The 12,708-nt window shown below is 62.0% G+C and carries 12 protein-coding genes; 8 read left to right on the plus strand and 4 right to left on the minus strand.

The features are described 5' to 3' along the window. Positions 1-134 precede the first annotated feature (134 nt). From AO356_RS01580 to AO356_RS01595, 4 genes are read left to right on the plus strand one after another with little or no spacing between them, the layout of a single operon-like run. On the plus strand, positions 135-1,298 hold the full coding sequence (locus AO356_RS01580; RefSeq protein ID WP_060738296.1) for an isovaleryl-CoA dehydrogenase: 1,164 nt from the start codon (positions 135-137) through the stop codon (positions 1,296-1,298). Between the two features lie 11 nt (positions 1,299-1,309). Next, a complete protein-coding gene (locus AO356_RS01585; protein ID WP_060738297.1) occupies positions 1,310-2,917 on the plus strand; it encodes a carboxyl transferase domain-containing protein in 1,608 nt (535 codons plus the stop codon). A 13-nt stretch (positions 2,918-2,930) separates the two neighbouring features. Beyond that, positions 2,931-3,752 carry a gamma-carboxygeranoyl-CoA hydratase gene (locus tag AO356_RS01590; RefSeq protein WP_060738298.1) on the plus strand — a complete coding sequence of 274 codons (822 nt, stop codon included), beginning with the start codon at positions 2,931-2,933 and terminating at the stop codon, positions 3,750-3,752. Beyond that, a complete protein-coding gene (locus AO356_RS01595; RefSeq protein ID WP_060738299.1) occupies positions 3,749-5,698 on the plus strand; it encodes an acetyl/propionyl/methylcrotonyl-CoA carboxylase subunit alpha in 1,950 nt (649 codons plus the stop codon). The genes AO356_RS01590 and AO356_RS01595 overlap by 4 nt, the downstream gene beginning before the upstream one ends. Positions 5,699-5,727: 29 nt before the next feature. On the opposite strand, the gene AO356_RS01600 is transcribed toward AO356_RS01595, so the two are convergent. Beyond that, positions 5,728-6,375, minus strand: coding sequence for a LexA family protein (locus tag AO356_RS01600; RefSeq protein WP_060738300.1), 648 nt, complete (start codon positions 6,373-6,375; stop codon positions 5,728-5,730). 130 nt (positions 6,376-6,505) lie between these two features. Here AO356_RS01600 and AO356_RS01605 point away from each other — a divergent pair, with 130 nt between their 5' ends. Together AO356_RS01605 and AO356_RS01610 are read left to right on the plus strand one after the other, a co-directional pair. After that, positions 6,506-6,847 (plus strand): DUF6124 family protein, encoded by a 342-nt coding sequence (locus tag AO356_RS01605; RefSeq protein WP_060738301.1) that lies wholly within the window; start codon positions 6,506-6,508, stop codon positions 6,845-6,847. A 495-nt stretch (positions 6,848-7,342) separates the two neighbouring features. Beyond that, positions 7,343-8,494: a M14 family metallopeptidase gene (locus AO356_RS01610; RefSeq protein ID WP_060738302.1), complete on the plus strand. Its 1,152-nt coding sequence runs from the start codon at positions 7,343-7,345 to the stop codon at positions 8,492-8,494. 197 nt (positions 8,495-8,691) lie between these two features. On the opposite strand, the gene AO356_RS01615 is transcribed toward AO356_RS01610, so the two are convergent. Both AO356_RS01615 and AO356_RS01620 read right to left on the minus strand, forming a co-directional pair. Further along, on the minus strand, positions 8,692-9,228 hold the full coding sequence (locus AO356_RS01615; RefSeq protein ID WP_060738303.1) for a cytochrome b: 537 nt from the start codon (positions 9,226-9,228) through the stop codon (positions 8,692-8,694). Beyond that, positions 9,225-10,307, minus strand: a complete 1,083-nt coding sequence (locus AO356_RS01620) for a catalase family peroxidase (RefSeq protein ID WP_060738304.1) — start codon at positions 10,305-10,307, stop codon at positions 9,225-9,227. The genes AO356_RS01615 and AO356_RS01620 overlap by 4 nt, the downstream gene beginning before the upstream one ends. A 168-nt stretch (positions 10,308-10,475) precedes the next feature. On the opposite strand from AO356_RS01620, the gene AO356_RS01625 reads away from it, so the two are divergent. Both AO356_RS01625 and AO356_RS01630 read left to right on the plus strand, forming a co-directional pair. Next, positions 10,476-10,982, plus strand: a complete 507-nt coding sequence (locus tag AO356_RS01625) for a sigma-70 family RNA polymerase sigma factor (protein ID WP_060738305.1) — start codon at positions 10,476-10,478, stop codon at positions 10,980-10,982. Further along, entirely contained in the window at positions 10,979-11,731 is a 753-nt protein-coding gene (locus AO356_RS01630) for an anti-sigma factor family protein (protein WP_060738306.1), read from the plus strand. Before AO356_RS01625 ends, AO356_RS01630 begins: the two co-directional genes overlap by 4 nt. Positions 11,732-11,865: 134 nt before the next feature. Here AO356_RS01630 and AO356_RS01635 read toward each other — a convergent pair whose 3' ends face one another. Next, entirely contained in the window at positions 11,866-12,702 is an 837-nt protein-coding gene (locus AO356_RS01635) for an IclR family transcriptional regulator (protein ID WP_060738307.1), read from the minus strand. Between the last annotated feature and the right edge of the window lie 6 nt (positions 12,703-12,708).

Raw genomic sequence — 12,708 nt, forward strand, 5'->3', positions numbered from 1 at the left:
TGGACACTTACTCTGGCCCAAGTTGACGTTAACGTAAAGGGCGATTGACAGCTTCTCACCGCAGGCTTACGTTAACGTAAAGGTGAGAGCCACTCCCCGCTCTCCGCACCCGATAAAAAAGCCAAAGGTGTCCCATGAGCTACCCATCCCTGAACTTTGCCCTCGGCGAAACCATCGACATGTTGCGCGACCAGGTGCAGGCCTTCGTCAAGGCCGAGCTGGCCCCCCGGGCAGCGCAGATCGATATCGACAACCTGTTTCCCGCCGACATGTGGCGCAAGTTCGGTGACATGGGCCTGCTGGGCATCACCGTACCGGAAGAATACGGCGGCGCTGGCCTGGGCTACCTGGCCCACGTGGTGGCGATGGAAGAAATCAGCCGCGGCTCGGCCTCGGTCGCCCTCTCCTACGGTGCCCACTCCAACCTCTGCGTGAACCAGATCAACCGCAACGGCAATCACGAACAGAAAACCAAGTACCTGCCCAAGCTGATCAGCGGCGAACACATCGGCGCCCTGGCGATGAGCGAACCGAACGCCGGCTCCGACGTGGTTTCGATGAAACTGCGAGCCGACAAGCGTGGCGACCATTACGTGCTCAACGGCAGCAAGACCTGGATCACCAACGGCCCCGATGCCAACACCTACGTGATCTATGCCAAGACCGACCTGGAAAAGGGACCTCACGGCATCACCGCCTTCATCGTCGAGCGCGACTGGAAAGGCTTCAGCCGCAGCAACAAATTCGACAAGCTCGGCATGCGCGGTTCCAACACATGCGAGCTGTTTTTCGATGACGTCGAGGTGCCGGAAGAAAACATCCTCGGCGCGCTCAACGGTGGCGTAAAAGTCCTGATGAGCGGCCTCGACTACGAACGCGTGGTGCTGTCCGGCGGCCCGACCGGGATCATGCAGGCCTGCATGGACCTGATCGTGCCCTACATCCACGACCGCAAACAGTTCGGCCAGAGCATCGGCGAATTCCAGCTGATCCAGGGCAAGGTCGCGGACATGTACACCCAACTCAACGCTAGCCGCGCCTACCTGTATGCGGTGGCCCAGGCTTGCGAGCGCGGTGAAACCACCCGCAAGGACGCCGCCGGGGTGATCCTCTACAGCGCCGAACGCGCCACGCAAATGGCCCTCGACGCCATCCAGATCCTGGGGGGCAATGGCTACATCAATGAATTCCCCGCCGGTCGTCTGCTGCGTGACGCCAAGCTGTACGAAATCGGTGCCGGCACCAGTGAGATTCGTCGGATGTTGATTGGCCGCGAACTGTTCAACGAAACCCGCTAACGGAGCTGACCATGGCCACGCTGCACACTCAGCTCAACCCGCGTTCGCCGGAGTTCATCGCCAACCGCGAGGCGATGCTCGGACACGTCGAGGCCCTGCGCACCCTGCTCGCGCAAATCCGCCAGGGCGGCGGCCTCAAGGCCCAGGAGCGGCACACCTCGCGGGGCAAGTTGCTACCCCGTGAACGCATCAACCGGCTGCTGGATCCGGGCTCGCCGTTTTTGGAAATCAGCCCATTGGCGGCCCACGACGTCTATGGCGAAGACGTGCCGGCGGCCGGCGTGATTGCCGGCATCGGCCGCGTGGAAGGCGTCGAATGCATGATTGTCGCCAACGACGCGACGGTCAAAGGTGGCTCCTACTATCCACTGACGGTGAAAAAACACCTGCGCGCCCAGACCATTGCCCAGCAGAATCGCCTGCCGTGCATTTACCTGGTGGATTCCGGCGGCGCCAACCTGCCGCGCCAGGATGAAGTGTTCCCGGACCGCGAGCACTTCGGCCGGATATTCTTCAACCAGGCCAACATGAGTGCCCAGGGCATCCCGCAGATCGCCGTGGTCATGGGTTCCTGCACCGCCGGCGGTGCCTATGTGCCGGCCATGGCGGACGAGGCGATCATGGTCCGCCAGCAGGCGACGATTTTCCTCGCCGGCCCACCCTTGGTGAAAGCCGCCACCGGCGAGGTGGTCAGTGCCGAAGACCTGGGCGGTGCCGATGTGCACTGCAAGATCTCCGGCGTGGCGGATCACTATGCCGACAGCGACGAACATGCCTTGGCCCTGGCCCGACGCAGCGTGGCCAACCTCAACTGGCGCAAACTCGGTGAGCTGCAGCAACGCCAACCCATCGCCCCGCTGTATTCGAGTGACGAGCTGTACGGTGTGGTGTCGGCCGATGCCAAGCAGCCGTTCGATGTGCGGGAGGTGATCGCGCGACTGGTGGACGGTTCGGTGTTCAATGAGTTCAAGGCGCTGTTCGGCACGACCCTGGTGTGTGGTTTCGCTCATTTGCATGGCTACCCGGTCGCGATCCTGGCCAACAATGGCATCCTCTTCGCCGAGGCGGCGCAGAAAGGCGCGCACTTCATCGAACTGGCGTGTCAGCGCGGGATCCCGCTGCTGTTCCTGCAGAACATCACCGGTTTCATGGTCGGGCAGAAATACGAAGCCGGCGGCATCGCCAAACATGGCGCCAAACTGGTGACCGCGGTGGCCTGCGCCAAAGTGCCGAAATTCACCGTGATCATCGGCGGCAGTTTCGGCGCGGGTAACTACGGCATGTGCGGCCGCGCCTATGACCCGCGATTCCTGTGGATGTGGCCAAACGCGCGGATTGGCGTGATGGGTGCCGAGCAGGCGGCCGGCGTGCTGGTGCAGGTCAAGCGTGAACAGGCCGAACGCAGCGGCCACCCCTTCAGCGCCGAGCAGGAAGCCGAGATCAAGCAGCCGATCCTCGATCAGTACGAAGAACAGGGGCACCCCTACTATTCCAGCGCGCGACTGTGGGACGACGGCGTCATCGACCCGGCCCAGACCCGCGATGTATTGGGCCTGGCCTTGTCCGCGTCACTGAACGCGCCTATCGAACCGAGCCGCTTCGGCGTGTTCCGGATGTAAACGAGGAATGCCCATGGATAATTTCAACACCCTCGAACTGCACAGCGACCCACGGGGCGTTGCCACCCTGTGGCTCAGCCGCGAGTCGAAAAACAACGCGTTCAACGCCGAAATGATCCGCGAACTGATCCTCGCCCTGGACCACGTCAGCAGCGATCCTAACCTGCGCTTCCTGCTGATCCGCGGTCGCGGCAAGCATTTCAGCGCCGGCGCCGACCTGGCCTGGATGCAGCAATCGGCCGAACTCGACTACCACACCAACCTCGATGATGCCCGGGAACTGGCAGAACTGATGTACAACCTCGCCAAACTGAAAATTCCTACGCTGGCCGTCGTCCAGGGTGCGGCGTTTGGCGGCGCGCTGGGGCTTATCAGTGCTTGCGACATGGCCATTGGCGCCGATGAAGCACAGTTCTGCCTGTCGGAAGTGCGCATTGGCCTGGCGCCGGCGGTGATCAGCCCGTTCGTGGTGCAAGCCATCGGCGAACGGGCGGCGCGTCGTTATGCCCTGACGGCTGAACGCTTCGACGGGCAACGTGCGAAAGAGATCGGTTTGCTGTCGGAAAGTTACCCAGTCGAGACCCTGGACCAGCAGGTCGAACAGTGGATCGACAACCTGTTACTCAACAGTCCGGCCGCCATGCGCGCCAGCAAGGAACTGCTGCGTGAAGTCGGCAACGGCGCCCTTACCCCGGCGCTGCGGCGCTACACCGAAAACGCCATCGCCCGCATCCGCGTCAGCCCGGAGGGCCAGGAAGGCCTGCGCGCCTTCCTGCAAAAACGTGCGCCGAACTGGCAAGCCGAGTCGAATAACAACAAGGAGCCGCGTCGATGAGCGCCCCTGCCCTCACCACGTTGCTGGTGGCCAACCGTGGCGAAATCGCCTGCCGCGTAATGCGCACCGCCAGGGCCATGGGCCTGACTACCGTTGCCGTACACAGCGCCACCGACCGTGATGCCCGCCACAGCCGTGAAGCCGACATTCGCGTCGACCTGGGCGGCAGCAAAGCCGCCGACAGTTACCTGCAAATCGACAAACTGATCGCCGCAGCGAAAGCCAGCGGCGCCCAGGCCATCCACCCCGGTTATGGCTTTCTGTCCGAGAACGCCGGGTTCGCCCGGGCGATTGAAAATGCCGGGCTGATCTTCCTCGGCCCACCGGCTTCGGCCATCGACGCCATGGGCAGCAAATCGGCGGCCAAGACGCTGATGGAAACCGCCGGTGTGCCCCTGGTGCCCGGTTATCACGGCGAAGCCCAGGATCTGGAGACCTTTCGCGACGCCGCCGAGCGCATCGGCTACCCGGTATTGCTCAAGGCCACTGCCGGCGGTGGCGGCAAAGGCATGAAAGTCGTCGAGGACGTCAGCCAACTGGCCGAAGCCCTGGCCTCGGCCCAGCGCGAAGCACAGTCCTCGTTCGGCGATTCACGGATGCTGGTGGAAAAATACCTGCTCAAGCCGCGCCATGTGGAGATCCAGGTCTTTGCCGATCAACACGGCAATTGCCTGTACCTCAACGAGCGCGATTGTTCGATCCAACGCCGCCACCAGAAAGTCGTGGAAGAAGCCCCCGCCCCCGGCCTGACCCCGCAACTGCGCCGGGCGATGGGGGAAGCCGCCGTGCGCGCGGCCCAGGCGATCGGTTATGTCGGGGCCGGTACGGTGGAGTTCCTGCTGGATGCCCGGGGCGAATTTTTCTTCATGGAAATGAACACTCGGTTGCAGGTCGAGCACCCGGTCACCGAGGCGATCACCGGGCTGGACCTGGTGGCCTGGCAGATTCGCGTCGCCCAAGGCGAGCCATTGCCCATCACTCAAGCGCAAGTGCCGCTGCTCGGTCACGCCATCGAAGTGCGGTTGTATGCCGAGGACCCGGGCAACGATTTCCTGCCGGCCACCGGGCGCCTGGCGTTGTATCGCGAGTCGGCCGAGGGGCCGGGTCGGCGGGTCGACAGCGGGGTTGAAGAAGGCGATGAAATCTCGCCGTTCTACGACCCGATGCTCGGCAAGCTGATTGCCTGGGGTGAAGACCGTGAGCAGGCGCGCTTGCGGCTGTTGAGCATGCTCGATGAGTTTGTCATTGGCGGGCTGAAAACCAATATCGGGTTTCTGCGCCGAATCGTCGCCCATCCCGCCTTCGCGGCGGCAGAGCTGGACACCGGATTTATCCCACGTTACCAGGCGCAATTACTGCCAGAGCCCAGCGAATTGGATGACGCGTTCTGGTTCGCCGCCGCCCAGGGAGTCGCCTTGAGCCTGGCACCGCACGTACGTGGCGATGACGCCGGTTCACCGTGGGCCAGCACCACCGGGATGCGCCTGGGGTTGCCGAGGGAAACCACCCTGCACCTGAGCTGTGAAGGCCAGGATCGTGCGCTGACGCTGGACGTCACAGCCCATTGCGCGGAACTCGAGGGTGAGCGACTGACGATCGAGCACCACGGTGTGCGCCGCAGCCATCGGGCCATTCGCCAGGTCGACAGCCTGTACCTGCAATGGGAAGGTGACTTGCATCGGATCGACCTGTACGACCCGCTGGCCGCTGCCGAAGCCAGCCACAGCCATCAAGGCGGCCTGGTCGCGCCCATGAACGGCAGCATCGTGCGGGTCTTGGTGGGTGTCGGCCAGACGGTGGAAGCCGGGGCTCAACTGGTGGTACTGGAGGCCATGAAAATGGAGCACAGCATTCGTGCGCCCAAGGCCGGTGTGATCAAGGCGCTGTATTGCCAGGAAGGCGAAATGGTCAGCGAGGGCAGTGCCCTGGTGGCGTTCGAAGAATAGGCATCGGCCCGCTCCCAGGGCCGATCCAGTCAGAACCTGATGGTGGCCTGCACCACTACACCGATGATGCGGCATTGCTCGGTGTACAGGTTTTTCGGGTAAGTCGGATTGAGCGGAACCAGGTAACGCTGCCCGCTCTCTTCGATCAGTTTGCGAAAGGTCGCGTCACTGCTACCGGGCAGGCAGGCGACCACCAGTTTGCCGGGCACCGCCTCGATGGCCGGATCCACCAGGATCGACATGCCCTCGGGAATGCTCAACCCACTGGGTGCGGTCATCGCATCGCCCACCACCACCAGCCAGAATGCATCGCCCAGGGCGTGGTAGTCCGTCAGTTCGTAGCGCGCCTGGCTGTAGGCGCCGGGATCGCCTTCGCGAACCTCGCCAACCTCGTGCCACTCACTGATCGGGTAACGGAAGTACGGATTGTACTTCTGCGCCAGGGCCATGCCTTCTTCGGTGGAGGTGTCCGGCTCGCGGATCACCATGGCCACTTCCAGAAACTCCAGCCCCAGCTCCCGCAGGACCCGGTTCATGTCGTCGACACTGGGCTGCCGGCGCTTGGTCAGCCAATGGCCGACGCCGCCCTGGGACATTCCCAACCGCTCTGCGAGCACCACTTGCGTGATGCGCAGCTCCTTCATCTTGGCCTTGACCAACTCTATCCATTTATCCATGTGCGGCACGATACGTGGGTGGCTCCGACCCGCAAAACACAAATTGTAGTATTTAAATTGTCGTCACAATTACGGTAAGTACTATTCTGGATTCAGGAGTTCAGCCCCTCACACGGAGATTTTCATCGCCATGGACACACCCAATACAGACCAGCCCAGCAGCCCTTTCGACGGCACGTTCCCTTCATTGCAGGATTGCCCGGCAGCCAAACGCGCCCTCGATTACTACTTGAAACCAGGTGTTTCGCCAGCCCAGGCAGAACATCGTTTTTTCGAGGTCAGCCACAGCGTCAGCGCGGAGGAAGCCCTGGTCCATGCGTGCGACCTGCTGCGCTGTGCAGCGGCAACCGCCCATGAGTCGGCCAACCAGTTAGACGGTTCGAGCCGTGACCTGGCATTTTCGGTGGTGCACATGATCGATCTGGTCAAGGTGATGCTTGACCGATCCCTGGATGGCTACCCTACTCGCTAGCGGTAACCTTGGGAATGTCGTCGCGAACGCGGACGACGAGAAAAAATTTTCCAATCGATGCGATAAAACCATTTGACTTGCAAATGATAATGATTATTATTGCATCAGCTGATCGCGAGATCAGTCGATAGACCAGAAGACCTTAGGTCGGACTTCTGGAATATCTCCTCATCAGGCTAATCACGGTTTTTGACCCGGCTTTTTGCCGGGTCTTTTTTTGCCGATTTTTCGGCTTATGTCTTCAGGCTAATGAAGTCTTTTTGGGGTGCTGCCAATTCGATGGCGGCGATGATAGCAAATGAATATCCGTTTACAAACGTCCCCCCGCCACTCGGACGAAAACTATCGACATCCAGCACTTGAGAATCAATTGCAGACTCTCTAAGCTGGCTCGGCGTCCAGGGAGGACGCCCCCTCGTTTAGGTGACGTAAATCGTCCCGGTTTGCCCTTTCTTGCGTGTAAAGTAACGGCCATGAAAATCCTTTCCAGGAATCGTGACCGTGGCTAAATCTTCCTTTGATATCAGTGCCAATTTCGACAGCGGCAACATCGAAGTCGTCGACATCAGCAACCCGTTGCAGTCGTTGCTCAAGATCAGGCCCGACACCCGCAGCGCCCATTTCCAGTGGTTCCACTTCAAGGCCAGCGGCTTGCACGTCGGCCAGGAATATTCCTTCCGCCTGCTCAATGCCAGTCAATCGTCTTACAACAAGGCCTGGACGGGCTACCAGACCGTTGCCTCCTACGATCACGTCAATTGGTTCCGCATTCCGACCCAGTTTGAAGGCGACGCCCTGCGCTTTCATCTGGAAGCCGAACAACCCCATGCCTGGTTCGCCTACTTCGAACCCTACAGCCGTGGCCGTCATGACTGGCTGATCGAGCAAGCGCAACACAAGGCCGGCACCGAGCTATTGGCCGTTGGTAAAAGCGTGGAAGGCCGTGACATTCAATTGCTGCGCAAGGGCAACGGTGCCGAGGGCCGGCGCAAAATCTGGATCATCGCCCAGCAGCACCCCGGTGAGCACATGGCCGAGTGGTTCATGGAGGGCGTGATCGAACGCCTCCAGCAGCATGACGATGGGCAACTGAACCGGTTGCTCGCCAAGGCCGACCTGTACCTGGTGCCGAACATGAACCCGGACGGGGCGTTCCACGGTCATCTGCGGACCAACGCCATGGGCCAGGACCTCAACCGCGCCTGGCAGAACGCCAGTCCGGAAATCAGCCCCGAAGTCTTTTTCGTCCAGCAGCAAATGGAAAAGTACGGCGTCGATCTGTTCCTCGACGCTCACGGCGATGAGGAAATTCCCCATGTCTTCACCGCCGGTTGCGAAGGCAACCCGGGCTACACGCCGCGCATCGCCGAACTCGAAGAGCGCTTTCGCAGCCACCTCAAGCATCAGACCAAAGACTTCCAGACCGCTCACGGCTACACCCGCGACGAACCGGGCCAGGCCAACATGACCCTGGCCTGTAACGCGGTCGGACAGAAATATGACTGCCTGTCCCTGACCCTGGAAATGCCATTCAAGGACCATGACGATCACCCGAACCCGATCACCGGCTGGTCTGGCAAACGCTCGATGCAACTGGGCAAGGATGTGTTGAGCACCATTGAGGCCATGGTTGACCAATTGCGCTGATCCAACGACCTGATCAACCCTATCCAAAGTGGATACGCTGGGTGGGAGCGAGCTTTGCTCCCACCATCATCCAAGTCCCCTGAATCCCTGTGGGAGCTCGCTCGCGATAGCGGCGGGTCAGCTTGCAGAGATATTGGCTGTGCTGCCGTCATCGCGAGCAAGCTCGCTCCCACAGTATTTTGAGTCGTTCACCCACTTCAGCCCTTGCCGCGCAACATACTGTCCAGCACCTCATCCCGGCGCACCCACGCGTGAAACAGCGCCGCCGCCAGATGCACCAGCACGGTCAGGAACAACAAGTAAGCCAGGTACCCGTGGGCCTTGCGCAGCAGTGCGAACGTCTGGGCGTGGGCGGGCAGGATCGAAGGCAGTTGCAACCAGTTACCGAGCATCACCGGATCCCCCGCCGCCGAAATCATGCCCCAGCCCAACAGGGGCAGAACCAGCATCAAGGCGTACAACAGCACATGGGAGACGTTTGCCGCCAGCACTTGCCAGCCCGGCAGATCGGCCGGCAGCGGTGGTTGGCGGGTAGTGAAACGCACCACCAGGCGCACGATCACCAACAACAAAATCGCGATGCCCAATGGTTTGTGCAACTGCAGCAGCCATTCATGGCGCGCGGACACCGAAGCGACCATGCCGGCGCCGATAAACAGCATGGCGATGATCATCAATGCCATCAGCCAGTGCAGCAGCCGAGCCAGCGGTGCGAAGTGACGAGGGGCGCTCATGGGCGGGACTCCTGGGTGGCGGGCAATTGGCTCACTTCACTGGTACGGCGTAGATAGGAACTGGCATAAGCAGCGGAACGCGCGACCAACAGCGGATCGTCAGACCCTTCGATCCCTTGGGGCAGGATCAGCGGGTCATAGTTGATGTCGCGGCATTCACCGTTGTCCTGCGCCTGGGTGCGCTCCAGCACCAGCGTGCCGGCGTTGAGCACCTTACGGTCAGCGGGCCAGGCCTTGCTGGCGTCGTTCACCGGGTCCCCCGGGTTGGCCAAGGTGATGTTCAGTTGCCAGCGCAACGGCCCGGCGGCGAGACGCGTCGCCAAGTCGTGTTCAAGGAAGTCGGCACCTTGAGGTGGCGTCGCATCGGCAACGTCCTGGCTCAGTGGTACCACGCCCCAGCGCACGGCCTGGCGCTGCCCGGCGGGGTTGACCAGATAGAAGGCGTTGATGCCGTTATAGGTTTCGGTGGCGTAGCTGGCCGACGGCTTGGCGGTCTTGATCCATTGCAGGAACGGCACGGCTTCGGGATGCGCGGCAAAGAACGCCGGTACGGCCGCGGGATTCGGTTTCCCTGTGGCAGGGTCCGGCGACTGGGCTTGCTGGAGCTGGTAGAAGGCTTCGGGGGTGCCCACCGGAAACACCGGCATGCTGTTCATGCCGGTGCGCCATTGCTGGCCGTTGGCCTGGGTAAAACGCAGCGCCAGGCTGCGAATCGGCACACTGCCGTCCGGTGCATAAGGGTTGCCGCTGGGCAAGGCGAAACGTCCAACCACGGGCGTTTGCGGCAGCGAGAACACCTGGGCGCTGGAATAGGCGCTGGCCTCGCCCGAGCTTTGGAAATAACCCGCGACGCAGACCCCTTTCGAGTGGTTGCGTCGAAAACCCGGATGAACGCCGTTGTTTTTTTCCAAGACATTGACCAGCGCTTCCGGTGTCAGGCGCTGTGGGTCAAGGCTGCCATTGACGTAGGCAAACAGCCCGGCCATCGCGGCAACAATCACGGCAATGCCGCTCAGGCGCAGTGTCAGGGCGGCGGCACTCAAGGGCGGCCGGCTCGACGAGGGTGAAGGATCAACCATGAGAAAGCTCCAGGGCTCGAGGCCATTTGTTGGAAATGGACCCGTCAGACGAAGACCTGGCAGGTTTATTCCCACGCCTCGTATTTATTTTTCCTGCACTGGAATAATCTCGTTCGCGGGTCGTCTTTCCAGTCCCGGCGCAGTGACTGCCTACAGAAGCTACTTTCCATGAATGCACTCGACGAACAGTTGCGCGAACTCATCCCCCGGCTACGGCGCTTTGCCGTGTCGCTGACGCGCAACCCGAGCAACGCCGACGACTTGGTGCAGATGTGCCTGGAACGGGCGTTGTCCAAATGGAACGACAAGCGCCCGGACGGCGATCTGCGAGCCTGGCTGTTTTCGATCCTGTATCGGCAGTTTCTCGATGGCCATCGCCGCTCCCGCCGCTACGCGCGCATGCTGGAGTTTTTCACCGGCCGCGACGATGCCCACCCTTCGGCCGAACGCAGCGTGATCGCACAGTCGTCCTTGCAGGCCTTCGATCAGCTCACGACGGAACAGCGTGCGCTGTTGTTATGGGTGTCGGTGGAAGGCTTGAGTTACCAGCAAGTCGCCGACATCCTCGGCGTACCGACCGGCACGGTGATGTCCCGCCTGTCCCGCGCCCGCCAGGCCCTGCGCCAACTCAGCGATGGCGAAATCACCCGCCCCACCCTGCGGATACTCAAATGATCAGCATGCCCCCCAGCGAAAGCGACCTGCACGCCTACGTCGATCGTCAACTGAGCGAGGCCGACCAGCGCCTGGTCGAGACCTACCTGGCCAACCAGCCCGAAGTCGCCGCCCGCGTCCGGGCCTGGCAACAGGACGCGCAGCACCTGCGCACGGCCCTGAGCGGAGCCTTGCAACAACCGTCCAACCCGGACCTCGACCCGGCCATGATTCGCCAGCGCCTGAAACATCGCTCCCATCGCCACCTGGCCAGCGCCGCGGTGTTGTTGCTGGCCGTCAGCGTGGGTGGCTTCGGTGGCTGGCAGGCGCGGCAAATGACCCTGCTCAGCGCCGTTGCGCCCATGGCCGATGCCCTCCAGGCGTACCGGTTGATTGCCCAGCAGGGCATCCTTCCAGCCGATTACCAGAGCGGCGACGAGCAGCACATGCAAGATTGGCTCGACCGCTACTTCACCCAGGCCGACCGACTGCCCGACCTGTCCGGCGCCGGCTTCAAACCGGTCAGCGGGCGCTTGCTCAGCACCGAGCAAGGCGCGGCGGCGATGGTGGTCTATCAGGACCCGAGCGGTCAGAAAATCAGCTTCTACGTGCGCCCACCCGGCCCGAAAAACTTCCTGCTGCCCCGAGGCAGTCGCCGCGATGGCGAGTTGCAAGCCGAGTACTGGTCCGGGCCGGGCTACAACTATGCGGTGGTCATACCGAGTGACACGCCGACGATGCAAAGACTTAAGCAGACATTGGACTTCTGATCCGCGCAGATCCCTGTGGGAGCGAGCTTGCTCGCGATAGCGGTCTGTCAGTCAACATCATTGCTAACTGAACGGCCGCCATCGCGAGCAAGCTCGCTCCCACAAAGGGATCCGCGGTGATCTTGAGGCAGTGTTCACCCCTGCCCAAACACCTGCGAAGGCCTGCGCAGCAGCGGGTCGAACGGGTTGATCCGCGGCCCGATCAGGGCCGCCTCGCGCTTGAGCATGTCCACCACCGTCGGCAGGCGATCGGGCCCCAACCGGTCGCTCACGGTTGCCACGCTCAAGGCGGCCACGGCCCGGCCATCACGGTCCAGGATCGGCACAGCCACCCCGGCCATGCCTTGCAATACGCCGGTGTTGCGCCCGGCATAGCCCAGCGCGCGCACGTTCTGCACTTCCGAACGCAAGAAGACTTCGTCGTACAGATGGAAATCCTTGAGCCGTGGCAGGTTGTATTGAATCACCGTGTCGCGCTCCTCTTCCGGCAGGAACGCCAGGATCGCCAGGCTGCCCTGCCCCACGCCCAACGCCACGCGGCCACCAATGTCACCGGTGAACGTGCGGATCGGAAACGGCCCCTCGCTGCGGTCCAGGCAGATGGCATCGAAACCACTGCGGGCGAGCAGAAACAGCGAGTCCCCCAAGGACGCCGACAACCGCAGTATGGCCGGACGCACCAGGTCGCGCAGGTTACTGGTATTGCCGGCACGGGCCGCCAGGGCGAAGAACTCCAGGCTCAAGCGATAGCGTTTGCTGCGGGCATCCTGCTCGACCATGCCCTCGTCCATCAGGCTGCGCAGCAAGCGATGCGTGGTGGGCTGGGACAGGCCGATGCGCTGGGCCAATTGCGTCACTCGCTCGCCGCCTTCGACGGTGTCACCCAAGCTGCGCAGCACGGCAAACAACCTGGAGACCGCTCCGACACCGACTTCGCCCTTGTCACTATTCCGATCAGTGGAATCAACCATGTAATT

Origin of the sequence: Pseudomonas fluorescens (assembly GCF_001307275.1) — a bacterium.
Taxonomy (GTDB): domain Bacteria; phylum Pseudomonadota; class Gammaproteobacteria; order Pseudomonadales; family Pseudomonadaceae; genus Aquipseudomonas; species Aquipseudomonas fluorescens_AA.